The sequence below is a fragment of the Luteimonas rhizosphaericola genome, from assembly GCF_029888045.1.
In the GTDB taxonomy this organism is placed as follows: domain Bacteria; phylum Pseudomonadota; class Gammaproteobacteria; order Xanthomonadales; family Xanthomonadaceae; genus Luteimonas; species Luteimonas rhizosphaericola.
Genome location: NZ_JARXRN010000025.1, coordinates 19,677 through 42,125 on the forward strand (window position 1 = coordinate 19,677; position 22,449 = coordinate 42,125).

20 protein-coding genes are annotated in these 22,449 nt (G+C 71.0%); 9 read left to right on the top strand and 11 right to left on the bottom strand.

Annotated elements, in window-relative coordinates; all coding sequences use genetic code 11:
* Positions 1–82 precede the first annotated feature (82 nt).
* From gyrB to dnaA, 4 genes are all read right to left on the bottom strand, one after another.
* Positions 83–2,530: a DNA topoisomerase (ATP-hydrolyzing) subunit B gene (gyrB, locus tag QFW80_RS09465; protein WP_280601566.1), complete on the bottom strand. Its 2,448-nt coding sequence runs from the start codon at positions 2,528–2,530 to the stop codon at positions 83–85.
* Between the two features lie 154 nt (positions 2,531–2,684).
* Positions 2,685–3,788, bottom strand: coding sequence for a DNA replication/repair protein RecF (gene recF, locus QFW80_RS09470; protein ID WP_280601568.1), 1,104 nt, complete (start codon positions 3,786–3,788; stop codon positions 2,685–2,687).
* Positions 3,789–3,897: 109 nt separating this feature from the next.
* Positions 3,898–4,998 carry a DNA polymerase III subunit beta gene (gene dnaN, locus QFW80_RS09475; protein ID WP_280601569.1) on the bottom strand — a complete coding sequence of 367 codons (1,101 nt, stop codon included), beginning with the start codon at positions 4,996–4,998 and terminating at the stop codon, positions 3,898–3,900.
* Positions 4,999–5,735: 737 nt separating this feature from the next.
* Positions 5,736–7,058, bottom strand: coding sequence for a chromosomal replication initiator protein DnaA (gene dnaA, locus QFW80_RS09480; protein WP_280601570.1), 1,323 nt, complete (start codon positions 7,056–7,058; stop codon positions 5,736–5,738).
* A gap of 206 nt (positions 7,059–7,264) precedes the next feature.
* Here dnaA and rpmH point away from each other — a divergent pair, with 206 nt between their 5' ends.
* From rpmH to QFW80_RS09505, 5 genes are all read left to right on the top strand, one after another.
* Positions 7,265–7,405: a 50S ribosomal protein L34 gene (gene rpmH, locus QFW80_RS09485; RefSeq protein WP_024892171.1), complete on the top strand. Its 141-nt coding sequence runs from the start codon at positions 7,265–7,267 to the stop codon at positions 7,403–7,405.
* A gap of 53 nt (positions 7,406–7,458) precedes the next feature.
* Positions 7,459–7,890: a ribonuclease P protein component gene (gene rnpA / locus QFW80_RS09490; protein ID WP_280601571.1), complete on the top strand. Its 432-nt coding sequence runs from the start codon at positions 7,459–7,461 to the stop codon at positions 7,888–7,890.
* Between the two features lie 13 nt (positions 7,891–7,903).
* Positions 7,904–9,631 carry a membrane protein insertase YidC gene (yidC, locus tag QFW80_RS09495; RefSeq protein ID WP_280601573.1) on the top strand — a complete coding sequence of 576 codons (1,728 nt, stop codon included), beginning with the start codon at positions 7,904–7,906 and terminating at the stop codon, positions 9,629–9,631.
* A gap of 232 nt (positions 9,632–9,863) precedes the next feature.
* Positions 9,864–11,207: a tRNA uridine-5-carboxymethylaminomethyl(34) synthesis GTPase MnmE gene (gene mnmE / locus QFW80_RS09500; protein ID WP_280601574.1), complete on the top strand. Its 1,344-nt coding sequence runs from the start codon at positions 9,864–9,866 to the stop codon at positions 11,205–11,207.
* 174 nt (positions 11,208–11,381) lie between these two features.
* Positions 11,382–12,434 carry an energy transducer TonB gene (locus QFW80_RS09505; protein ID WP_280601576.1) on the top strand — a complete coding sequence of 351 codons (1,053 nt, stop codon included), beginning with the start codon at positions 11,382–11,384 and terminating at the stop codon, positions 12,432–12,434.
* 152 nt (positions 12,435–12,586) lie between these two features.
* On the opposite strand, the gene QFW80_RS09510 is transcribed toward QFW80_RS09505, so the two are convergent.
* From QFW80_RS09510 to QFW80_RS09530, 5 genes are all read right to left on the bottom strand, one after another.
* Complete coding sequence (locus QFW80_RS09510; protein ID WP_280601577.1) at positions 12,587–13,756, bottom strand: ABC transporter permease; 1,170 nt, start codon at positions 13,754–13,756, stop codon at positions 12,587–12,589.
* Entirely contained in the window at positions 13,753–14,511 is a 759-nt protein-coding gene (locus tag QFW80_RS09515; protein WP_280601578.1) for an ABC transporter ATP-binding protein, read from the bottom strand. Before QFW80_RS09515 ends, QFW80_RS09510 begins: the two co-directional genes overlap by 4 nt.
* Before the next feature lie 102 nt (positions 14,512–14,613).
* On the bottom strand, positions 14,614–16,131 hold the full coding sequence (locus tag QFW80_RS09520) for an alpha/beta hydrolase (protein WP_280601579.1): 1,518 nt from the start codon (positions 16,129–16,131) through the stop codon (positions 14,614–14,616).
* Positions 16,128–16,328, bottom strand: coding sequence for a helix-turn-helix transcriptional regulator (locus QFW80_RS09525; RefSeq protein ID WP_280601580.1), 201 nt, complete (start codon positions 16,326–16,328; stop codon positions 16,128–16,130). The genes QFW80_RS09520 and QFW80_RS09525 overlap by 4 nt, the downstream gene beginning before the upstream one ends.
* A gap of 10 nt (positions 16,329–16,338) precedes the next feature.
* Complete coding sequence (locus QFW80_RS09530) at positions 16,339–16,977, bottom strand: hypothetical protein (protein WP_280601581.1); 639 nt, start codon at positions 16,975–16,977, stop codon at positions 16,339–16,341.
* A gap of 148 nt (positions 16,978–17,125) precedes the next feature.
* Here QFW80_RS09530 and QFW80_RS09535 point away from each other — a divergent pair, with 148 nt between their 5' ends.
* Positions 17,126–17,701 carry a hypothetical protein gene (locus QFW80_RS09535; RefSeq protein ID WP_280601582.1) on the top strand — a complete coding sequence of 192 codons (576 nt, stop codon included), beginning with the start codon at positions 17,126–17,128 and terminating at the stop codon, positions 17,699–17,701.
* 189 nt (positions 17,702–17,890) lie between these two features.
* Here QFW80_RS09535 and QFW80_RS09540 read toward each other — a convergent pair whose 3' ends face one another.
* Entirely contained in the window at positions 17,891–18,655 is a 765-nt protein-coding gene (locus QFW80_RS09540) for a ferredoxin--NADP reductase (protein WP_280601583.1), read from the bottom strand.
* A 92-nt stretch (positions 18,656–18,747) separates the two neighbouring features.
* Between QFW80_RS09540 and QFW80_RS09545 the strand changes: the two genes are divergently transcribed.
* The 3 genes from QFW80_RS09545 to panE are packed head-to-tail and all read left to right on the top strand — an operon-like array spanning position 18,748 to position 21,466.
* Positions 18,748–19,713: an ABC transporter ATP-binding protein gene (locus tag QFW80_RS09545; RefSeq protein WP_280601585.1), complete on the top strand. Its 966-nt coding sequence runs from the start codon at positions 18,748–18,750 to the stop codon at positions 19,711–19,713.
* Positions 19,710–20,522 (top strand): ABC transporter permease, encoded by an 813-nt coding sequence (locus QFW80_RS09550; RefSeq protein WP_280601588.1) that lies wholly within the window; start codon positions 19,710–19,712, stop codon positions 20,520–20,522. The genes QFW80_RS09545 and QFW80_RS09550 overlap by 4 nt, the downstream gene beginning before the upstream one ends.
* Complete coding sequence (gene panE, locus QFW80_RS09555; protein WP_280602206.1) at positions 20,522–21,466, top strand: 2-dehydropantoate 2-reductase; 945 nt, start codon at positions 20,522–20,524, stop codon at positions 21,464–21,466. The genes QFW80_RS09550 and panE overlap by 1 nt, the downstream gene beginning before the upstream one ends.
* Before the next feature lie 65 nt (positions 21,467–21,531).
* Here panE and QFW80_RS09560 read toward each other — a convergent pair whose 3' ends face one another.
* On the bottom strand, positions 21,532–22,323 hold the full coding sequence (locus QFW80_RS09560) for a TatD family hydrolase (protein ID WP_280601590.1): 792 nt from the start codon (positions 22,321–22,323) through the stop codon (positions 21,532–21,534).
* Positions 22,324–22,449: the final 126 nt, after the last annotated feature.

Sequence of the window (22,449 nt, forward strand, 5' to 3'; positions counted from 1 at the left end):
CGCAGGGTCCGTTGCGATTCTTCCTGCCGCGAGCCTGCACCCGGGCGCGTGACGGCCGGGTGCGCGCCGCTGCCGCGGCGCGTCAGACGTCGAGGTTGGCGACCTTCAGCGCGTTGTCCTCGATGAATGCGCGGCGCGGTTCGACCACGTCGCCCATCAGGGTGCTGAAGATCTGGTCGGCGGCCACCGCATCCTCGATCCGCACCTGCAGCAGGCGCCGGGTCTCCGGATTGACGGTGGTGTCCCAGAGCTGCTCGGGGTTCATCTCGCCAAGGCCCTTGAAGCGCTGGATCTGGCGGCCCTTCTTGGCTTCCTCCAGCAGCCAGGCCTGGGCCTGGGCGAAGCTGGACACCGGCTGGGCCCGGTTGCCGCGCAGGATCTGCGCGCCCTCGCGGACCAGTCCATGCAGCAGGGCGGCCGCGTCCTTGAGCGCACGCAACTCGCCGCCTTCGAAGGCCGACAGCGGCAGCACCTGCACCAGCTCCATGCCCATGTGGCGGCGGTGCGCAACCAGCGCCGCGGGCTGGCCTTCGCGCGCCGGCTGCCATTCGAGCCGGTAGCGCGGCCGGCCGAGGCCGTCGCGGTTGAGCCGCCGTTCCAGCGCCTCGAGCTCGTGGCGCTCGTCGGTATTGGCGCTCAGGGTCTCGGGCTCGAGCGGGGTGTAGTCGATCAGCGCCTCGAGCAGCAGCGGGTCGTAGCGGTGCGCGTTGCGGGCGATGGCGTCGCGCGCGCCGGCATAGGCCAGCAGCAGCTTCTCCAGCGCGGCGCCCTCGATCGGCGGCTCGCCGCTCGCCGGCACCAGCGACGCGCCTTCGACCGCGTTGCCGGCCAGGTAGGCGTCCAGGGCCGCGTCGTCCTTGAGGTAGAGCTCGGTCTTGCCCTGCTTGATCTTGTACAGCGGCGGCATGCCGATGTAGACGTGGCCGCGCTCGAGCAGTTCGGGCATCTGCCGGTAGAAGAAGGTCAGCAGCAGGGTGCGGATGTGCGAGCCGTCCACGTCCGCGTCGGTCATGATGATGATGCGGTGGTAGCGCAGCTTGTCCGGGTTGTACTCGTCCTTGCCGATGCCGGTGCCGAGCGCGGTGATCAGCGTGCCCACCTCGGCCGAGGAGAGCATGCGGTCGAAACGCGCGCGCTCGACGTTGAGGATCTTGCCGCGCAGCGGCAGCACCGCCTGGTTCTTGCGGTTGCGGCCCTGCTTGGCCGAGCCGCCGGCCGAGTCGCCCTCGACGATGAACAGCTCCGACAGCGCCGGATCCTTCTCCTGGCAGTCGGCCAGCTTGCCGGGCAGGCCGGCGATGTCGAGCGCGCCCTTGCGGCGGGTCAGGTCGCGCGCCTTGCGCGCGGCCTCGCGCGCGCGCGCGGCATCGACGATCTTGCCCGCGATCGCACGCGCTTCCTGGGGGTGTTCCTGCAGGAACTCCTCCAGACGTGCAGCGAACGTGGCGTCAACGACCGGTCTCACATCCGATGAGACAAGCTTCTCCTTGGTCTGCGAGGAAAAGCTGGGATCCGGCACCTTGACCGACAGCACCGCGATCATGCCTTCGCGCATGTCGTCGCCGGACAGGGTGACCTTGGCTTGCTTGGCGATCCCGTTCTGTTCGATGTAGTTGGTCAGCGTGCGGGTCAGCGCGGAGCGGAAGCCCTGCAGGTGGGTGCCCCCGTCCTTCTGCGGGATGTTGTTGGTGAAGCAGAACATCGTTTCCTGGTAGGCATCGGTCCACTGCAGGGCGACGTCCACGGTGATGCCGTTCTGCTCGCCGGTCACCGAGATCACGTTCGGGTGCAGCGGCGTCTTCAGCTGCGCCAGATGCTCGACGAAGCTCGCGATGCCGCCCTCGTACTGGAACACGTCGCGGCGGCCTTCGCCGCGCGCGTCCACCAGGGTGATGCGCACGCCGGAGTTGAGAAACGACAGCTCGCGCAGGCGACGGGCGAGGATGTCGTAGTGGAACTCGGTGTCGGTGAAGATCTCGGCCGCCGGCCAGAAGCGCAGCGTGGTGCCGCGGCGGGTCGAGGCGTCCAGCTGCCGGAGCGGGTACACCGGCTCGCCAAGCGCGTATTCCTGCTGGTGGTGGAAGCCGTCGCGCCAGATGTCGAGCATCAGCTTCGACGACAGCGCGTTGACGACTGAAACGCCGACGCCGTGGAGGCCGCCAGATACCTTGTAGCTGTTGTCGTCGAACTTGCCGCCGGCGTGCAGCACGGTGAGGATCACCTCGGCCGCCGAGCGCCCTTCTTCCTTGTGGATGTCGACCGGAATGCCGCGACCGTTGTCGGACACCGAGACCGAACCGTCCTCGTGGATGGTCACGATGACGTCGTCGGCGTGGCCGGCCAGGGCCTCGTCGATCGAGTTGTCGACCACCTCGAACACCATGTGGTGCAGGCCGGTGCCGTCGTGGACGTCGCCGATGTACATGCCGGGCCGCTTGCGCACGGCCTCGAGGCCGCGCAGCACGGTGATCCGGCTGGAATCGTAGGTCTGGGCGGGCTGGCCGCCGGGCACTTCGGGATGTTCGGTCATTCGCACCACCGTGGCGGCGCGCGGCGCGCAGAGGCGCCACGCGGTACGACACATTAGTTATAGGGACTGAGGCGGAATTATAGCGCGTGGCGCCCGGGCACACCCGTGTGCGCGGACGCCGGAGGCGGGCGGCGGCTGGAACCGTGCACGGCGTTCATCGAACGTCCGATCGGCCGATCCGCCCCTGTTCCACGTGAAACACGACGGTCGGCCAGTCCGTGGACGCGAGCGCCGCCGGCGCCTGGGTGCCGGTGACGAACACCTGGGCGCCGCTGCGGTGCAGGCGCTCGAGCAGGCGGGTCTGGTGGGTCTGGTCCAGTTCCGCGGCGAGGTCATCGAGCAGGAACACCGGCCAGTGGCCGCGCTGCGCCGCGAAATCCTCCGCCTGGGCCAGCAGGCAGGCGAGCGCGGTGAGCTTGGCCTGCCCACGCGACAGCGCCTCGCCCGCCGGACGCGCGGCGTGCGTGATCCGCCAGTCGGCCCGATGCGGCCCCACCGAGGTGAATCCGGCCGCGAGGTCGCGCTCCCGGGCCAGCAGCAGGGCATCGGCCAGCGCCAGCTGGTCGCGGCGCCAGCCCGGGCGGTACGCGAACTGCCCGCCGCCCAGCTGCGGCAGGAGTTCGAGCGAGAGCGTCTCGAGGCTCGGCTGCAGGCGCTCGACGTAGGCGCTGCGCTGGCGATCGAGCTGTTCGGCCGCTGATGCCAGTTCCGCATCCCAGGCATCGAGCTGGCGTGCGGGTGCCCGCTGCTTCAGCAGGGCATTGCGTTGCTTCAAGGCCCGGGCGTACCGGCGCCAGACCGGACGGAACGCCTGGTCGCCGTCGCGATCCACGTGGAACAGTCCCCAGTCGAGATACCGCCGGCGGGCCTCACTCCCGGCGGCGACCAGGGTGTGGCTGCCGGGTTCGAAGGTGATGGCCGCCAGCGCCGCGCACAGGTCGCCGAGTTGCTGCACCGATTCGCCATCGAGCCGCCCCGTCCAGACTTGTCCGGTATGCCGGAGCCCGGCGCGGCGGCGGACGTCCCGGGGCTCCTCCCACTCCGCGAACACCTCCAGGGCATCCACCCCGGTCTGGACCAGCCCGTCGCGGACGCGCCCACGGAAGCTGCGGCCATAGGCGAGCAGGTGCACGGCTTCCAGCAGGCTGGTCTTGCCGGCGCCGTTATCCCCGAGCACGAGGTTCAGGCCGGGACCGGGCTGCAGATCCAGCGGAGCGAGGTTGCGCACGCCCTGCGCGGTGAGCCGCGTCAGCCGCATGTCGCGGTTTCCCGTGGAACGTGGCGGATGGCGGCACCCAAGGCGCAAAAAGACTTCGCCCGGCGCAAGCCGGGCGAAACGGGGGGTTTCACGTGGAACAGCGCTCCGGTCACAGGCGGAGCGGCATCACCACGTGGCGGCATTTGTCGCTGCCGGCTTCCCGCACCAGGGCCGAGGAATTCGCGTCGCGCAACTGCAGCACCACGTGCTCGTCGCGCAGGGCGCTGAGCGCGTCGAGCAGATAGTTCACGTTGAACCCCACGGCGAGGCCGTCGACCTTGGTGTCGGCCTCGACCTCTTCCTGCGCTTCTTCCTGTTCGGGGTTGTGGGCGTTGATGCGCACCAGGCCCGGGGACACCTCCAGCCGCACGCCGCGATACTTCTCGTTGGACAGGATCGCCGCCCGCTGCAGCGACGCCCGCAGCGCCTCGCGATCGATCTGTACCTCACGGTCCGCGCCGATCGGGATCACCGCCTCGTAGTCCGGGAACCGGCCGTCGATCAACTTGCTGGTGAAGGTGACATCGTCGCGCTTGACCCGGATGTGGTTGCGGCCCATCTCCAGCACCAGGGTGCGGTCGCCGCCCTCGAGCAGGCGCTGCAGTTCCTGCACGCCCTTGCGCGGCACGATGATCTGGCGCTTGGTCGGCACCGCCTCGTCGAGCGCGGTCTCGCACAGCGCCAGGCGATGCCCGTCGGTGGCCACGCAGCGCAGGCGGGTGTCGGCCAGGTCGAACAGCAGGCCGTTGAGGTAGTAGCGCACGTCCTGCTGCGCCATCGCGAATGCGGTCCGCTCAATCAGCTCCTTGAGCGCTGCCTCCGGCACGCTGACGCGCTCGGTCGCTTCCACTTCGTCCACGGAGGGGAAGTCGTTGGCCGGCAGGCTCGACAGGGTGAAGCGGCTGCGCCCGGCCTGGACCGTGATCTTGTCGCCCGACTGCGAGAGCGTGACCTTGCTGCCGTCGGGCAGGGCACGAACGATGTCGAACAGCTTGCGCGCGGGAATCGTGCTTTCCCCGTCCTGGGCGTCGTCGACGCTGCTGCGCGCGACCATCTCCACTTCCAGGTCGGTGCCGGTCAGGGAGAGCTGGCCACCGGACACCTGGGTGAGCAGGTTGGCCAGGACCGGCAGCGTCTGCCGCCGTTCGACCACGTTGACCACTTGGGCGAGCGGCTTCAGGAGGGCTTCGCGTTGCAGGCTGAAACGCATGCGGGGAGTTCCTTCTAGCAAGGCTTTTTGAACGGTAAGAACTTTAAAAGCGGTGGTGCTGGGGGGCCTGCACAACGGGCACAAGTCGCGTATGTGCCTGTTTTTAATAACTTTTCTGATGCGTTCGCGTTGTGGGTAACTTGCCGTGCCCGGTGCGGGCTGCCTGTGGATGGATTCCAGCGCGTCGCGTTGTCCACAGCTTGTGCGAACGCTGTCCACGGGCACCACAATATCTAGTGTAGCGAAGGTTGCAGACCGCGGGGCCGCGTCGCGTGGCCCCCGCCGATGTCGTGCGGTGGAGGGCGCTCGCGCGCGGCGTCGCCGGCTCGTGCCGACGTCGCGGCCGGTGGGTGGGTGCGGGCACGGAGCGCGCATGCGGCAGGCGCTGGCGGGCGTCGGGTGGCCGCATCCGCACGACCGGACCGCGGGGTCACGAGCCCGGGAACGAACCGATCGTGCGCGTGCGGGGCAGGCGGGTGCGTGGTCGGACAGGGGCGGGGTGCGACAGGCCGCGATGCGCATGCCGAGGAGGGCCACGTGTCGTCCATGGCCGCCGGTCGCGCTGCTCGCGGGATGACAGTCGCCCCGGACCGGCGATGCACCGCCAGTGTGCCGGTGCCAGGAGCGGTTCGGCTGAGGGCCCCAGGGACGGCTTACCCGGATGCGCTGCACTTATCCGGGCTACGGGTTGTGGCGGCCGGCAGACGACCGGCACGCGTTCCGGAGCGGGCAGGGGGCTACTCGGAGAGCTTGCGGATCAGCTTGTCCCAGTCTTCCCGCAACTTGCCGTCGGTTTCCATCAGGTTGCGGATCTGGCGGCAGGCGTGGAGCACCGTGGTGTGGTCGCGGCCGGCGAAGGCGTCGCCGATCTCGGGCAGGCTGTGCTCGGTGAGTTCCTTGGCCAGCGCCATCGCCATCTGGCGCGGGCGCGCCAGCGAGCGCGTGCGGCGCTTGGACAGCAGGTCCTTGATCTGCAGGCCGTAGTAGTCGGCCACCACCTTCTGGATGTTGGGGATGCCGATCGACTGCTGCTGCGCGCGCAGCAGGTCGCGCAGGGTTTCCTGGGCGAAGTCGACGGTGATCGCGCGACCGGTGAAGTTCGCGCGCGCGGCGAGCGAGTTCAGCGCGCCCTCCAGGTCGCGCACGTTGCCGTGCATCTTCTTGGCCAGCAGGAACGCGACCTCGTCGGGCACCAGGGTGCCGCGCTCGCGCGCCTTGGCCAGCACGATCGCGGCGCGGGTCTCGAAGTCGGGCGGATCGATCGCCACCGACAGGCCCCACGACAGCCGCGACTTCAGCCGCGGCTCCAGGCCGTCGACCTCTCGCGGATAGCGGTCGCAGGTCATGATGATCTGCTGCCGGCTCTCGAACAGCGCGTTGAAGGTGTGGAAGAACTCTTCCTGGGTGCGGTCCTTGCCGGCGAAGAACTGGATGTCGTCGATCAGCAGCGCGTCGACCTGCTGGAACTGGCGCTTGAAGCGGTCGGTGTTCTTTTCCTGCAGCGAGCGGAAGAACGCGCTGTAGAACTGCTCCGAGCGCAGGTACAGCACGCGCGCGGCCGGGTTGGCCTGGCGCATCGCATTGCCGGCCGCGAACATCAGGTGGGTCTTGCCCAGGCCCGTGCCGCCGTACAGCAGCAGCGGGTTGTGGGCGCGGTCGCCCGGCTTGAGCGCGGCCTGCCACGCGGCGGCGCGCCCGAGCTGGTTGCTGCGGCCTTCGACGAAGTTGTCGAAGGTGTAGTGGCCATCCAGGTGGCCGGCGAAGGCCTCGGGTGCCGGCCCACTCACCGCGCCGACCGCGGCCGGTGCCGGCGCACTCGCCGCGCGCGGCAGCGAGCCGATCTCCAGCGCCACCTCGCCGCTGCCGGAAAAATGCGTCAGCAGTTCGCGGATCCGCCCCAGGTACCGGCTCTCCACCTCGTCGCGCACGAACGCGTTCGGCGCGTACAGCACGGTGCGGCTGTCGTGGCTGCGCGCCTGCAGCGGCTTGAGCCAGGTGTGCACGTCCTCGGCCGGCAGTTCGGCTTCCAGGCGTTCGAGGCAGCGGGGCCAGGCATCCATAGCGGTCAATGACGGCGAAAGCGGGGGCGGCCGGCGCGCGGTGCGGCCGGTCGTCGGGGGGTCGAGGGGAGGGCAGCCTACCACCCGCACCCGGGGTGCGCACCCGCGGCGGCCCGCCTGCCAGCGACGGGCCCGGGTTGACCACGGCGCCGGGCCACCGCTAGAATCGCCGGTTCTTTCCGCCCGCCGCATCGTCGCAGACCGCCATGGCCACCAAGCGCACCTACCAGCCCAGCAACCTCAAGCGCAAGCGCGACCACGGCTTCCGTGCGCGGATGAAGACCGCCGACGGCCGCAAGATCCTGGCCCGTCGCCGCGCCAAGGGCCGCAAGCGCCTCTCGGCCTGAGCCGCCACGCGGCTGTCCTTCCGCCCGGCGCGCTGCCGGGCCCCGTGTCCGACATGACGATGGCGCGCTTCCCGCGAACGGCGCGGGTCAGGGCGCGCGCCGATTTCGACCGCATCTTCCGCGACGGCCGCCGCGTCGCGCTGCCCATGCTCGCCCTGCACTGGCATCCCGGGGCCACCACGCGCCTGGGCCTGGCCGTCTCGCGCAAGGTCGACCCGCGGGCCGTCGGCCGCAACCGCATCAAGCGCATCCTGCGCGCGCAGTTCCGCGAACTCCGCACCCGACTGGACGCCGGCGACTACGTGCTGGTCGCCCGCCCCGCAGCCGCGTCGGCGACGCCGGCGGCGCTGCGCGACGCGTTCACTGCGCTGCTGCGCCGTGCCGGTGCGTTGCCGCCCCCTGCCGCGGACGGCACAATGCCGGCCGCGGATTCCCGCCCGGCATTCCCGCCTTCCCCTGTCGCGCCGCGTTCCCACGGCGAATGAGCCTGCCTGCCCGATGAACCAGACCCGCACCTTCCTGATCCTCGCCTGGCTGATGGTGGCGGTGCTGCTGTGGATGGAGTGGAACAAGGAACAGGCCGCGCCTCCGCCGGCTGCGCCGACCACCGCCGCCGCGCCGACCGCGGACGCGGCCGCAGCGGTACCGGCGGCGCCCAGCACGACCGCGCCCGTTCCCGCGACCGTGCCCGACGCACCCGCGGTGCCGCAGGCGCCCGGCGCGGGCGCCGAGACCCGCGCCGCACCGGCGGCGGCCAGCGCGGTCGAGATCGAGACCGACGTGCTGCGCCTGGTGGTCGATGGCGGCAGCGTGCTGCGCGCCGAACTGCTGGGCTATCCGCAGACCCGCGAGCCGGGCAGTGCGCCGGTGGTGCTCTTCGACACCGACCCGGCGCGCTTCTACGCGGCGCAGAGCGGATGGGTCAGCACCGGCGGCGCCGCGCCCAACCACCAGCAGGGCTTCGTGCCCCCCACCGCCGAGCGCCGCTTCGCGCTGGCGCCGGGCCAGGACGAACTGGTGGTGCCGTTCGTGTGGCAGGGTCCGGACGGGGTGAGCATCCGCCGCGAGTACGTCCTCACCCGCGGCCACTACGCGATCACCGTGCGCGACCAGGTGGTCAACGCCGGCGACGCCGCCTGGCAGGGCTTCCCCTATCGCCAGCTGCTGCGCGGAACGCCCGACGTCAAGCGCGGCATGACCAACCCCGAATCCTTCAGCCTCACCGGCGCGACCTGGTTCGGCGACGGCCAGGGCTACCTGCGGCGCTGGTTCACCGACTACGACGACGGTCCGGTCAACGCCACCGACAGCAATACCTGGATTGCCTTCGTCCAGCACCACTTCTTCAGCGCCTGGCTGCCGGACGGCGCCGGCGCCGCGCGCAACGCGATCGCGCTCGACACCGACACCAGCGCCGGCGCGCCGCGCTACCTGATCCGCGAGATGGCGGCCGCGCCGGTCGTGGTCCCGCCCGGTCAGCAGGCCACCACGTCGGCGCGGCTGTGGGTGGGCCCGAAGCTGGTCGAGCAGATCCAGGCGCAGCAGGTCCCCGGGCTCGAGCGGGTGGTGGACTACAGCCGCTTCTCGATCATGGCCTGGCTGGGCGAGGGCCTGTTCTGGGTGCTGGAGAAGCTGCACCGGCTGTTCGGCAACTGGGGCTGGGCGATCGTGGGCCTGGTGGTGCTGGTGAAGATCCTGCTGTTCCCGCTGGCGACCGCGCAGTACAAGTCGATGGCGAAGATGCGCAAGTTCCAGCCGCGCATGCAGCAGCTCAAGGAGCGCTACGGCGACGACAAGCAGAAGTTCCAGGTTGCGATGATGGAGCTGTACAAGAAGGAGAAGATCAACCCCGCCGGCGGCTGCCTGCCGGTGCTGCTGCAGATGCCGATCTTCTTCGCCCTGTACTGGGTGCTGCTCGAATCGGTGGAACTGCGCCACGCGCCGTGGATCGGCTGGATCCAGGACCTCACCGCGCGCGATCCGTGGTTCATCCTGCCGGTGCTCAACATCGCGGTGATGTGGGCCACGCAGAAGCTCTCGCCGATGACCGGCATGGATCCGATGCAGCAGCGCATCATGCAGATGATGCCGGTGGTGTTCGGCGTGATGATGGTGTTCTTCCCGGCCGGCCTGGTGCTGTACTGGGTCACCAATGGCGGCCTGGGCCTGCTGCAGCAGTGGTACATGCTGAAGAAGTACGCCGACGCCCCGACGGCCAAGGCCTGACCGGTTCCCGCCCGAAGCCCGCCCGAAGCCCGCCGCCTGGCGGGCTTCGCATTGGTGGGGCCGGGAGCCACCGCGTGCGGCGCCACGCGCGAGCCTAATGGCGCCGCGCGCGACGGTCGCGATGCCGACGCCGCAGGCACGCACCGCGATCGCGCTACGCTCTGGCGATTCCCGATTCCCGATTCCCGATTCCCGATTCCCGATTCCCGATTCCGACCCGATACGCCTGCCGATGACCGCGCCTGCCACCGACACCATCGTCGCGATCGCCACCGGCCCCGGCCCCGGCGCCGGCGGCATCGGCGTGGTGCGCCTGTCGGGACCCGACGCCGTCCGGATCGCCACCACCGTGTGCGGCCGGCGCCTGCGCGCGCGGCATGCCCACCATGTGCGGTTCGGCGAGGACGACGGCCGCAGCATCGACGACGGCATCGCGCTGTGGTTCGCCGCGCCGGCCAGCTACACCGGCGAGGATGTGGTGGAACTGCAGGCGCACGGCAGCCTGCCCGTGCTGCGTGCGCTGGTCGACCGCTGCCGCGCGCTGGGTGCGCGCGACGCGCGGCCGGGCGAGTTCAGCGAGCGCGCCTGCCTCAACGGCCGCCTCGACCTGGCCCAGGCCGAGGCGGTCGCCGACCTGATCGCGGCCGCCGACGCGCGGGCGGCGCGCGCCGCGCGCCGTTCGCTGGAGGGCGCGTTCTCGACCCGCGTCGACGCGCTGGCCGCCACCCTGCTGGCGATCCGGATCCACGTGGAGGCGGCAATCGATTTCGCCGACGAACCGCTCGACACCCTCGGCGGCGAGGCCCTGCGCCAGCGGCTGGACGAGGCGCGCGCGCAGCTGCAGGCGCTGCTGGCCGCGGCCGAGCGCGGCCGCCGCCTGCGCGACGGACTGCATGTGGTGATCGTGGGTCCGCCGAACGCGGGCAAGAGTTCGCTGCTCAATGCGCTGTCCGGCAGCGAGCGCGCGATCGTCACCGAGCTGGCCGGCACCACCCGCGACCTGCTGCACGAGACCCTGCGCATCGACGGGGTCGAACTCACCCTGGTCGATACGGCCGGCCTGCGCGAGGGTGGCGATGCGATCGAACGCGAGGGCATGCGCCGGGCGCGCGCCGAACTCGCGCGCGCGGACCTCGCGCTGGTGGTGGTCGACGCGTGCGATCCGGCCGCCGGGCTGCGCGCGCTGGCCGATGACCTGGACGCGGTGCCGCAGCGCCTGGTGGTGCACAACAAGTCCGACCTGCTGCCGCCCGACGCGCCGCCTCCCGATGACGGCGTCGCCGTGTCCGCTCGCACCGGCGCCGGGCTCGAGGCGCTGCATGCACGGCTGCGCGCGGAGGCCGCCGGGATCGACGCCGGCGAAGGTGCGTTCAGCGCGCGCGCGCGCCACGTCGAGGCGCTGCGCCGCACCGCCGCCGCGTGCGAGGACGCCGCCCTCGCGCTGCAGGCCGAACAGCTCGACCTCGCCGCCGAAGCCCTGCGGCTGGCCCACGACGCACTCGGCGAGATCACCGGCCGGACCCTGCCAGACGACCTGCTGGGACACATCTTTGCCAGCTTCTGCATCGGCAAGTAGGCGCGCGGCGTCACTTTCTGCAGCGCGTGCCAGCCAGCGGACTTTCGCGAAGCCGGTCACAGTTTCGCGCTCGGCGGTCTTCCAGACTCCGTGCCCACGGCCGCACAGTTGACAAACGCCACGGCCTGTCGCGTCCTACGCGCGTACGTGATCCGTCATCACAGGGGAACATCGATGTCCACGAACACCACCGCGACCGGCCGGAGGGGGCCGCGTCGTCTCGCGTCCGCCATCACGCTGGCCCTGGGCTTGGGCGTCCTGCTGGCCTCCTGCAAGCAGGAGGCTCCCGAGTCCGCCGCACCGGCCGCCGGTGACGACACGCCCGCCGCCGCCGCGCCGGCCACGCCGCAGGTCCCGGCCGAGGCGGTGTCGGCCGAAGTGGCGGCGCTGAGCTCGGAGCAGCTGCGCGCCGCAGCGTCCAAGGCCTACCAGGAAAGCCGGCTCTACGCGCCCGGCGGCGACAACGCGATGGAGTACTACCTCGCGCTGCGCGACAAGGAACCGGCCGACGCCGGCGTCTCCAGTGCGCTGGTCGACCTGCTGCCGATGACGGTGATCGCGACCGAGCAGAGCCGCGACCGCGGTGATTTCGACGAGGCCCGCCGCCTGCTGGCGCTGATCGAGAAGACCGACTCGTCCTATCCGGCGGTGGAGCGGCTCAAGACCACCATCGCCAGCGCCGAGACCGACGCCGAACGTCGCGCCGAGCAGGAGCAGCTGACCGCCGAGCAGGAAGCGCAGCGGCAGCAGCAGCTCGAGCGCGAGCGGCTCGAGCAGCAGCGCCAGGCGCAGGAACAGGCCGCGCGCGAGCTGGCCGAGCAGCAGCAGGCCAGCCAGGAATCCGCGCGCCAGGAAGCGGCGCGGCAGGAAGCCGCCCGCCAGGAGGCCGCCCGACAGGAGGCGGCGCGCCAGGAAGCGGCGCGCCAGCAGGCGGCCGCGCCCGCGCCGGTCAACCGCCCGGCCGCGAGCGCCACCGAACTGCGCGCGATCAGCACGCCGGCGCCGCGCTATCCGCCCGATGCCCTGCGCTCCGGGACCGCCGGCGAGGTGCAGGTGGAGTTCACGGTGGCGGTCGACGGCTCGGTCAGCGCCGCGCGCGTGGTGCGCGCCGATCCGCCGCGCACGTTCGACCGCGAGGCGCTCAACGCCGTGCGCCGCTGGCGCTTCGAGCCCGTGCCGTCCGCGGTGACCACCCGGCGCACGATCAACTTCAGCCCGTCGCAGTAAGCGCCCGACGCCTGCGCCACGACGACGAAGCCCGGCGAATGCCGGGCTTCGTGTTTGCGGAGGTTGCGGCGTGCGTCAGCCGCCGGCGCCGCTGCCGTGGCGGCTGCGCGGTCCAGGCCAGGACACGCGCAGCCGGCCGGGGGCGAGGATCGTCAGGCCGAGATCGCCAGCTTTTCCTGGTGGTACAGGCGCGCGGCCAGCATCCACAGCACCAGCCCCAGCCCGAACCCGGCGGCCAGGTAAACGCCCCATTCCTGGGCAGCGATCGCCTCGCTGCGGATCAGCTTGAGGATCATCTGGTTCTGCGCCAGGAACGGCACCGCGAACTGCCACAGCTCGTCCTTCACCGGATTGACCATCAGCATGATCGTCGGCACCAGCGGCAGGAACATCAGCACGCTCATGTAGCTCTGCGCCTCCTTCACCGACTTCACGCTGGCGGCGATGAAGGTCAGCAGCGTGGTGCCGATCAGCACCATGGGCAGCAGCACCAGCAGCAGCTTGGCCATCACCGGCAGCGACACGTCCACCAGTTGCAGCGGACCGGGCGCGAGCTGGAAGGCGAGCTTGAACGCGAGCACGATCAGCAGCAGCGAGAGCATGCCGAACAGGGTCGCGGCGAGGATCTTGCCGCTCATGATCGCGCTGCGCGCCGCGGGCGTGGCCAGCAGCGGCTCGAGCGACTGCCGCTCGCGCTCGCCCGCGGTGACGTCGATCACCAGGGCCGCGCCGCCGAGGAAGCTGAAGAGGATCAGCAGGTAGGGCAGGAACGCGAGCAGCATGCCGCGGCGCGCCTCGGGCGTGGCCACGTCGCGCTGGCCGATCTGCACCGCGAACCCGGCCTCGGGACTGACCCCGCGGTTGATTCCACGCAGCACGCCCACCGTGCGGCTGTATTCGAGCAGCACGCCCCGCAGCCGGTTCACCGGCACCTGCGAATCCTGGCGCGAACTGTCGTAGATCAGCTCGACCCGCGCCGCGCGGCTGGCGCGCCACTGCTCGCCGTACTCCGGATCGATCTTCAGGACCACGTCGTAGTCCTGGTCGCGCACGGCCTGGTCGGGATCGGGCGGCGGATCCTTCGCCTCGATGTTGCGGCCCTTGAGGAAGGCCACCAGGTTGGGTGCGTGCTCGGCGCCGACCACCGGCAGTTCGAGCGTGGACTCGAGCTGGGTGCGCATCTTCTTCTCGGCCAGCATGCCGATGCCCAGGATCAGGGCCGGCATCACGATCGGCCCGACCAGCAGGCCCAGGGCCACGGTCTTGCGGTCGCGGAACAGGTCCAGCAGTTCCTTCTTCGCCACGGTCCAGATCGACTTCATGCGCGTGCTCCCATCTCCGCTTCGGCTTCCAGGTCGGCCAGGCGCACGAACACGTCCTCCAGGTCGGCCAGCCCGGTCTGTTCGCGCAGTTCGTCGGGCGAGCCGATCGCGCGCACCTGCCCATGCGCCACCACCACGATGCGGTCGCACAGCGCGGCGACCTCCTGCATGATGTGGCTGGAGAAGATCACGCAGCGGCCTTCGTCGCGCAGCTGGCGCAGCACCCCGCGCAGCCCGCGCGTGGTCATCACGTCCAGGCCGTTGGTGGGCTCGTCGAGGATCACGTTCTTCGGATCGTGCACCAGCGCGCGCGCGATCGCGGTCTTGGTGCGCTGGCCCTGGCTGAAGCCCTCGGTGCGGCGGTCGAGGAAGTCCTCCATCACCAGGGTCTTCGCCAGCGCCTGGGTGCGCGCGCGAATGGTGGCCTCGTCCAGCCCGTGCAGACGGCCGAAGTAGGCGATGTTCTCGCGCGCGGTCAGGCGCTTGTAGATCCCGCGCGCATCGGGCAGCACGCCCAGGCACTGGCGCACCGCGGTCGGATCGGCGACCACGTCGACGCCGTCGACCAGGATCCGCCCCTGGTCGGGGCGCATCAGCGTGTACAGCATGCGCAGGGTGGTGGTCTTGCCCGCGCCGTTGGGACCGAGCAGGCCGGTGATCTCGCCGTCGCGGGCTTCGAAGCCCACGCCCTTCACCGCGTGCACGGTGCCGGTGCGGGCCTTGAAGGATTTGTGCAGGTTCTCGAGGAGGATCATGGAGATTCCGTGATTCGTGGATGGATGACGGGTGATTCGACGGCGCGGCGTGACGCGGGCGGGCGCTTGCCCGGTCCGGTCACGGCTCGCGAATCTCCGCGTTCACGGCTCCCAGCCGTAGTTGCCCGCGAACGGCGGCTGCGCGCTCAGGCGTTCCAGGCAGCCGGCGTCGAGGGCGCTCGCGTCGGTGGTCTCGATGAACTGGGCGAACAGCTTGGGCATGCAGCCGGTGCCGAGCACGCTGTGGCCCTGGCCGGGCAGCACCAGGTGACGGCCGTTGGGCAGGGTCTGGACCACCTCGTCGCCATAGCGCGGCGGAGTCACCGGATCGAGTTCGCCGCTGATCGCCAGCACCGGCACGTCGCCGCCCAGTGGCTGGCGGAAGGTGTCGGCGCGGCCGCCCCTGGGCCAGATCGCGCACTGCTCGCGCAGCGTGTCCACCAGCAGCGAGCCCAGCACGGTGCCGTCGTCTGCGGTTTCCGGCCCGAACTCCAGGGCATCCTCGCTGCAGCTCACCGACAGCCCCATGCCCATCGCCATCGCCTCGCCCATCTGGGTGCTGAGCATGCGCGACTGCGCGAGCAGGCTTTCGTAGCGCTGCTGCGAGGCCTCGTGCAGCACCAGCGGCAGCGTGGCGGCCATCGAGGGCTGGTAGGCGTACAGGCGCAGCAGGCTGGCCAGGTGCGCGTAGCGCGGCACTTCCTCGCGCCATTCGCCGGTGACCGGGTCGCGGTAGCGCACGGGCGCGATGCCGCCGGCCTGCAGGCGCTCGCGCACCAGGGTGAGCTGCTGGCGCGGATCGCCGAGGTTGGTCAGGCAGGCCTCGTTCGCGCGGCAGCGCTGGAACTGCGCGTCGAGCGCGTCTTCGAGATTGCGGGCGTGGTCCTGTCCCAGCACCAGCGAGTTGGGCACCACCGAATCGAGCACCAGGCTGCGGGTGTGCTGCGGGTAGGCCGCGGCGTACTGCTGCGCCACGCGGGTGCCGTAGGACACGCCGACCAGGTTGATCCGCTCCACCCCGATCGCGCGCCGCACCAGGTCCAGGTCGCGCACGTGTTCGCCGGTGGTGTAGTAGCGCAGGTCCGCGTCCTGCTGCAGGCGGTCGCGGCAGGCTTCGGTCAGGCGCACCAGCGCTTCGGGGCTGTCGTTGGCGGGGTCGGCGATGATGTCCTCGTCGCTGAAGTCGGGGCAGTGCAGCGGATGCGAGCCGCCGGTGCCGCGTGCGTCCACCAGCACGATGTGGCGGTTGCGACGCACGTCGGAGAACGCGTCGCGCACCATCGGGAAACTCTCCAGCGCGGACTGGCCCGGACCGCCGGCGATCATGTAGATCGGGTCGGCCTCGGCCATGCCGCGCGCGGGCACCAGCGCAATCGCCAGTCCGATCCGGCGGCCGTCGGGCGCGTCGTGGTTCTCGGGCACCTCGAGCGTGGTGCACTGGGCCTCGACCGCGTCGCCGCCGGGCGCGCTCAGCGCGCAGGGTTCGAACGTCAGCTCGCCGTAGCGCAGCTTGCCCTGGGCGTCGGCGCGCGGGCCGGCCTGCGGGCGGGTGCCGCCGTCGCAGGCGGCGAGCAGCAGCGCGCCGGCGAGCAGGGAGAGGGGGAACAGCGCGGACTTCATGCGGATGCCTCCGGGAAGAAAATCGATTCGATGGTCGCGTCGAACTCGGCCGCGATCCGGAATGCCAGCGGCAGGCTCGGATCGTACTTGCCGGTCTCGATCGCGTTGACCGTCTGCCTGGACACCTCCAGACGCTCGGCCAGCTGCGCTTGTGACCAGCCGCGCGCTTCGCGCAGCTCGCGCACGCGGCTTCTCATGCCGCGGCCCTCAACGGTAGCGCCGCATCACGAAGGCCTTGGCGAGACCGTACGTGAAACAGACCAGCGGGAACACCCAGATCATCGCCACCCCGCCAGGCACCTGCAGCAGCTGCGCCTGCTGCAGCAGGCCGCCGGTCATGTACAGCATCGACACGCTGAGCGTGGCGATGCCGACCGACTCGAGTTCGATCCGCTGCTGCATCTCGTCCAGGTCGCGGACGAAGCGGATCATCGCGCGCACCGCGAATCCGATCGGCACTACCGGCGCCAGCGCGATCGCGAACCGCAGCGGCAAGGCGTCCACCCGCTGGAGCAGCCACATGGACGCGAACAGCACCAGGGCATACACGCCCATCGATGCCATGAGCGACCGCGTGTAGCGGCGTTGCAGGGAGGGGCTGGCGGTGTCGCAGCCGTCGAACGCGTCGCGCCGCCAGGCGAACGCGAGCGCCAGCAGTATCAGCCCGGTGCAGACCAGGATGGCCGTGACGCCATCCGGCGTGCCCGGAGCCAGGATCGGCAGCGCGACGCCGAGCGCGGCGACCAGGACCCCGGCCACCGCCATGATCCGCGCGGCGCTCACACGCGCGTGGCGGGCATGGTCGGACTGGTTGGGCTGGTTGGGCTGACCGGCGGGAACAGGCATGACGGAGCGTGTCAAGGATGCTTGACAGAGCATGCTCCGGGCCGCGGCGCATGTCAAGCACCCTTGACACCCAGTCCAGCCACGCGCGCCCGGGTGCCGGCAGGGAACTGCGTTACAGTCGCAGCTCGATCATCCAGGGAGTGGAACGATGTCGATCGACAGGTGGAGCCGCGCGTGGCGCGGCGTGTGGCTGGGCGTGCTGCTGGCAACGGCAGGCGGCGCGTCGGCGGTCCCGCCCGAGCCGCTGGTGCTGGACGGGGTCGCGTACGAGCATCGCTGGTCGAAGAGCGGCCAGCACGAGTACACGCCGCCCGGCCAGGAGGATCTGGCGCGCTGGGACGACATGCTGACCCTCATCACGCGGCCCGAGGTCGCCGACGGCGAGGCGTTGGCGGCGCTGGCGAACGGGGTGCTCGCCAACTACGAAGGCGCCGGGGTCATCCTGCGCACCGATTCGCGGCCGGCAACGCCGGACCAGCCGGCCGAGCACCTGTCGGTGGCCATCCTCGGCGGCGGGCCGATGGCGGAGGCCGCGTTCGCTCGCCTGCTGCTGCACGATGGCGCCGGACTGATCGTCGTCCGCTCGCGCCGCGCCTACGGCGAATCGGCGGCGCGGGACATCGGTGCATGGCTGCAGGCGAACGGCGCCGCGCTCGAACAGTCGCTCATGCAATGGGAGCCGCCGCCGGTGGCGACGCTGCAGGCGCTGCCGCAGGCGCCCTGAGCCGGGACTATGGGTAGCTGGCGTACGTCTCGCGCACGCGCTGCGTGCGGCAGGAGATCCGGCGCCCGCGCCTACTTGCTGCTGACGTACTTCTCGCGCTGGGCGGTCACGCCATGGTGGCGAGGCATGCCTCGCATGGCGTGGGCGCGCCGCACGCGCTGCGTGCGGCAGGAGATCCGGCGCCCGCGCCTACTTGCTGCTGACGTACTTCTCGCGCCGGATCCGCGGCACCGGCAACCCCGCCTCCTTGAGCGCTTCGAAGCAGGCGTCGACCATGTTCGGGTTGCCGCACAGGTAGGCGATGTCGCCCTCGGCGTCGGGCGCGAACTCGGCCAGGAACTGCTGCACGTAGCCGTGGCGCACGTCTGCGTGCGCCTGCGCCGACCCGGCCGCGGGCAGTTCGCGCGAGAAGCACGGCACGAAGCGGAAGCGCGGATGGGCGTCGGCGAAGGCGCGGAACTCGTCGCCGTACAGCAGCTCGTCGGGCGTGCGCGCGCCGAACAGCAGCACCACGTCCACCCCGCGCGTGGCCATCGCCTGCGCCAGCAGCGGCAGCATCGCGCGGTAGGGCGTCACGCCGGTGCCGGTCCCGATCAGCAGGTACCGGCGGTTGGCGTCGGCCGGCATCAGGCAGAAGCGTCCGAACGGGCCGCTCGCCTGCACCGTGCCGCCTTCGTCCAGGCCTTCGAACAGCGCGGTCGCGGCGCCGCCGGGCACGTAGCTCACCGCGATCTCCACCGCGTCGCCCGGTCCCAGCGCATGGTCGTGGATGGTGGCCAGCGAATAGGAACGCTTGGTCGCGGTGCCGTCGGCGTACTGGAAATGCACCTGGATGAACTGCCCCGGGATGAAGTCCAGCGGCTCGCCGTCGTCGCGGGTGAACGTCAGGTGCGCCACCGATGGCGCAAGCATGCGCCGGCCGGTGAGCTTGAGCGGAAACTGGACGATGGCCAAGGGAAAATGGGACGCTCTGGCCCGGAAGGCGGGCCGATGGGGCGCCTATACTAGCCCCTTGCCGCGAGACGCGGCCAAGGTCCCACGACGGTATGACTCCTGCTTCCGACCCGGCTCCGGGCGCGCCCGCGCTGCGGATCCGCGACCTCCGCAAGACCTACGCCAACGGCGTGGAGGCGCTCAAGGGCGTCTCGCTGGACGTGCTGCCGGGCGACTTTTACGCCCTGCTCGGCCCCAACGGCGCGGGCAAGAGCACGCTGATCGGGATCGTCTCCTCGCTGGTGAACAAGACCGCGGGCGAGGTGTCGCTGTTCGGCGTCGACCTGCACGCGCACCGCGACGCGGCCATGCGGCTGATGGGCCTGGTGCCGCAGGAACTGAACTTCAACCTGTTCGAGAAGCCGATCGACATCCTGGTCAACTACGCCGGCTTCTATGGCGTGCCGCGCGCCGAGGCGCTGGCGCGCGCGGAGACCGAACTCAAGCGCGCCTTCCTCTGGGACAAGGCCAGGGTGATGAGCCGGACCTTGTCGGGCGGGATGAAGCGGCGGCTCATGATCGCCCGCGCCATGATGACCCGCCCGCGCCTGCTGATCCTCGACGAACCCACCGCCGGCGTCGACATCGAGATCCGCCGCGGCATGTGGCAGACGCTGCGCGAGATCAACGCCGCCGGCACGACGATCATCCTCACCACCCACTACCTCGAGGAAGCCGAGCATCTGTGCCGCCACCTGGCGATCATCGACCGCGGGGTGATCGTCGAGCAGGGTCCGATGCGCGCGCTGCTGGCCAAGCTCGACGTGGAAGGCTTCGTGTTCGACATCGATGGCCGGCTGCCGCCGGCGCTGCCCGCGATCGAGGGCGCCACCCTGGCGGCGAGCGACGACCACACCCTGGAGATCGACATGCCGCGCGCGATGGACCTCAACCGCGTGTTCGCCGCGCTCGACGGCGCCGGCATCCGGGTCCGTTCGATGCGCACGCGCTCGAACCGGCTGGAGGAACTGTTCGTGCGCCTGACCGGGCCCGAGGCTCGCCGGGAGCAGGCCGCATGAGCGCCGACGCACGCGAGGCGATGCCGCCCGAGGGGAGCGTCGCGCACCGCAACTGGACCGCGCTGCTCACCGTCACCCGGCGCGAGGTGATGCGCATCCTGCGCATCTGGGGCCAGACCCTGGTGCCGCCGGCGATCACGATGACGCTGTACTTCCTGATCTTCGGCGGCCTGATCGGCAGCCGCATCGGCGACATGGGCGGCTTCAGCTACATGGAGTTCATCGTTCCCGGGCTGGTGATGATGAGCGTGATCCAGAACAGCTACGGCAACATCTCCTCGAGCTTCTTCGGCGCCAAGTTCGGGCGCCACGTCGAGGAACTGCTGGTCAGCCCGATGCCGGGCTGGGTGATCCTCGGCGGCTACGTCGCCGGCGCGGTGCTGCGCGGGCTGATGGTCGGCGTGATCGTGCTGCTGATCGCGATGTGCTTCACCCGGGTGCAGATCCCGCATCCGCTGGTGACCTTCGCCACCGTGCTGCTGGGCGCGACGATCTTCTCGCTCGCGGGCTTCGTCAACGCGGTGTACGCGAAGAAGTTCGACGACGTCGCGATCGTGCCGACCTTCATCCTGACTCCGCTCACGTATCTGGGCGGCGTGTTCTATTCGGTGACCCTGCTGCCGCAGTGGGCCGAGACCGCGACCCACTTCAACCCGGTGTTCTACATGGTCAACGCGTTCCGCTACGGCCTGCTCGGGGTGAGCGACGTGCCGGTGTGGATCGCCTTCGCGCTGATGGCCGCGTTCGTCGCCGGGCTCGGCAGCCTGGCGCTGTGGCTGCTGCACAAGGGCGTCGGGCTGCGCAGCTGATGCGCGTGCTGGTGCTCGGCGCCGGTGCCACCGGCGGCTATTTCGGCGGGCGGCTGGCGCAGTCCGGCGCGGACGTGACGTTTCTGGTCCGCCCCGCGCGTGCGCAGGCACTGGCGCGCGATGGCCTGCGCATCCGCAGCCCGCTGGGCGATGCCGACGTGGCGGTGCGCACCGTGACCGCCGATGCGCTGGCGGCCATGGTCGGGCAGACGCCGTTCGACCTGGTGCTGCTGTCGTGCAAGGCCTACGACCTGGCATCCGCGATCGCGGCGGTCGCGCCGGCGATGGGCGAAGGCACGACCCTGCTGCCGATCCTCAACGGCCTGCTGCACTACGACGCGCTCGACGCGCGCTTCGGCCGTGCGAACGTGCTCGGCGGCCTGTGCTTCATCAGCGCCACGCTGGCGGCGGACGGCACGGTCGTGCACCTCGGGCGCCCGGCGTCGATCACCTTCGGCGAACGCGACGGCGGCGCCGGTGCGCGCGTGGCCGATTTCGCCGCGCTGTGCGCACGCGTCGGCATCGACCATCGCGCCAGCGACGACATCGCCCAGGCGCAGTGGATCAAGTTCAGCTTCCTCGCCGCGCTCGCCGCCGGCACCTGCCTGATGCGCGCCAGCGTGGGCGACATCGCCGGCACCGAAGGCGGGGCGGCATGCATGGCGGCCCTGCACGACGAATGCCTCGCGGTCGCCGCTGCCGCGGGCCACCCGGTGCCGGCGCAGGCGCGCGACACCGCGCGCGCGGGACTGCTCGACGCGGCCTCAGACGTGAAGGCCTCGATGCTGCGCGACCTCGAAGCCGGCCACCGGGTCGAGGCCGCGCACATCGTCGGCGACCTCTGGCATCGCGCGCGCGATGCCGGCCTCGCCGCGCCACTGCTGCAGGCGGGGTGGGTGCACCTGCAGTGCTACGCGGCATCGCGCGATCCGCAGCAGGCCTGATCCGCGTTACGGTCGCTGCAACGGGTGCGGCGGCAGGTGCACCCGGCCCCGTGCCTCGCGGTGGATCAGTCTTCCAGGCGGAAGAACGCCGTCGCCGTGGCGGTGGTCGCGGCGGCGGTGACGGCCACGTCCTCGCCGCGGTCGCGCGCCAGTTCCTCGACGATGTGCGGCAGGAACGACGGCTCGTTGCGGCGGTCCTTCGGCATCGGCACCAGCGTGCGCGGCAGCAGGTAGGGCGCGTCGGTCTCCACCATCAGCCGGTTGGCGGGGATGTTGCCGACGATCTCGCGCAGGTGCCGGCCGCGGCGCTCGTCGCACAACCAGCCGGTGATGCCGATGTGCCAGTCGCGGTCGAGGTAGTCGAACAGCTCCTCGCGCGTGCCGGTGAAGCAGTGCACCACCGCCGGGCCGAGCCGGCCGTCGAACTGCTTCATGATCGCGAGGAAGTCGGCGTGCGCGTCGCGCTGGTGCAGGAACAGCGGCTTGCCGGTGTCGACGCCGATCTGCAGCTGGCGCTCGAACGCGCGGCGCTGTGCGGGACGCGGCGAGAAGTCGCGGAAGTAGTCCAGCCCGGTCTCGCCCACGGCGACGACTTCGGCGTGCGCATGCAGCGCGCGCAGTTCGGCGTCGCATTCCTCGGTGTACTCGGTGGCGTGGTGCGGATGCACGCCTGCGGTGGCGGACAGCAGGCCCGGGTACGCCTGCGCGAGCGCCAGCGCCCGCGGCGAATGCTCGCGGCTTGCGCCGGTGACCACCAGGCGGGACACGCCGGCGGCGCGCGCGCGGTCGAGCACCGCGTCGCGGTCGCGGTCGAAGCTGTCGTGGGTGAGGTTGGCGCCGATGTCGATGAGCTGCACGGGACTGCGATCCGGAGATGTTCGAAGCGGGGTTGACGCGCTGGCGGCGCGCGGCCGCGCGACGGACTGGCGCAGCGCGCGATGCCGGAGCTGCGCACGCGCGGCAGGCAGTCCACGCACGATCAC

Bases quoted from the DNA above. Each gene is read 5' to 3' on its own strand.
- yidC (WP_280601573.1), top strand. From the start codon at position 7,904: ATGAACCAGACCCGCACCTTCCTGATCCTCGCCTGGCTGATGGTGGCG.
- dnaN (WP_280601569.1), bottom strand. From the start codon at position 4,998: ATGCGTTTCAGCCTGCAACGCGAAGCCCTCCTGAAGCCGCTCGCCCAA.
- gyrB (WP_280601566.1), bottom strand. From the start codon at position 2,530: ATGACCGAACATCCCGAAGTGCCCGGCGGCCAGCCCGCCCAGACCTAC.
- rnpA (WP_280601571.1), top strand. From the start codon at position 7,459: ATGACGATGGCGCGCTTCCCGCGAACGGCGCGGGTCAGGGCGCGCGCC.
- QFW80_RS09525 (WP_280601580.1), bottom strand. From the start codon at position 16,328: ATGAGAAGCCGCGTGCGCGAGCTGCGCGAAGCGCGCGGCTGGTCACAA.
- recF (WP_280601568.1), bottom strand. From the start codon at position 3,788: ATGCGGCTGACGCGGCTCACCGCGCAGGGCGTGCGCAACCTCGCTCCG.
- QFW80_RS09520 (WP_280601579.1), bottom strand. From the start codon at position 16,131: ATGAAGTCCGCGCTGTTCCCCCTCTCCCTGCTCGCCGGCGCGCTGCTG.
- QFW80_RS09545 (WP_280601585.1), top strand. From the start codon at position 18,748: ATGACTCCTGCTTCCGACCCGGCTCCGGGCGCGCCCGCGCTGCGGATC.
- QFW80_RS09505 (WP_280601576.1), top strand. From the start codon at position 11,382: ATGTCCACGAACACCACCGCGACCGGCCGGAGGGGGCCGCGTCGTCTC.
- dnaA (WP_280601570.1), bottom strand. From the start codon at position 7,058: ATGGATGCCTGGCCCCGCTGCCTCGAACGCCTGGAAGCCGAACTGCCG.
- panE (WP_280602206.1), top strand. From the start codon at position 20,522: ATGCGCGTGCTGGTGCTCGGCGCCGGTGCCACCGGCGGCTATTTCGGC.
- QFW80_RS09535 (WP_280601582.1), top strand. From the start codon at position 17,126: ATGTCGATCGACAGGTGGAGCCGCGCGTGGCGCGGCGTGTGGCTGGGC.
- QFW80_RS09530 (WP_280601581.1), bottom strand. From the start codon at position 16,977: ATGCCTGTTCCCGCCGGTCAGCCCAACCAGCCCAACCAGTCCGACCAT.
- rpmH (WP_024892171.1), top strand. From the start codon at position 7,265: ATGGCCACCAAGCGCACCTACCAGCCCAGCAACCTCAAGCGCAAGCGC.
- QFW80_RS09515 (WP_280601578.1), bottom strand. From the start codon at position 14,511: ATGATCCTCCTCGAGAACCTGCACAAATCCTTCAAGGCCCGCACCGGC.
- QFW80_RS09550 (WP_280601588.1), top strand. From the start codon at position 19,710: ATGAGCGCCGACGCACGCGAGGCGATGCCGCCCGAGGGGAGCGTCGCG.
- mnmE (WP_280601574.1), top strand. From the start codon at position 9,864: ATGACCGCGCCTGCCACCGACACCATCGTCGCGATCGCCACCGGCCCC.
- QFW80_RS09510 (WP_280601577.1), bottom strand. From the start codon at position 13,756: ATGAAGTCGATCTGGACCGTGGCGAAGAAGGAACTGCTGGACCTGTTC.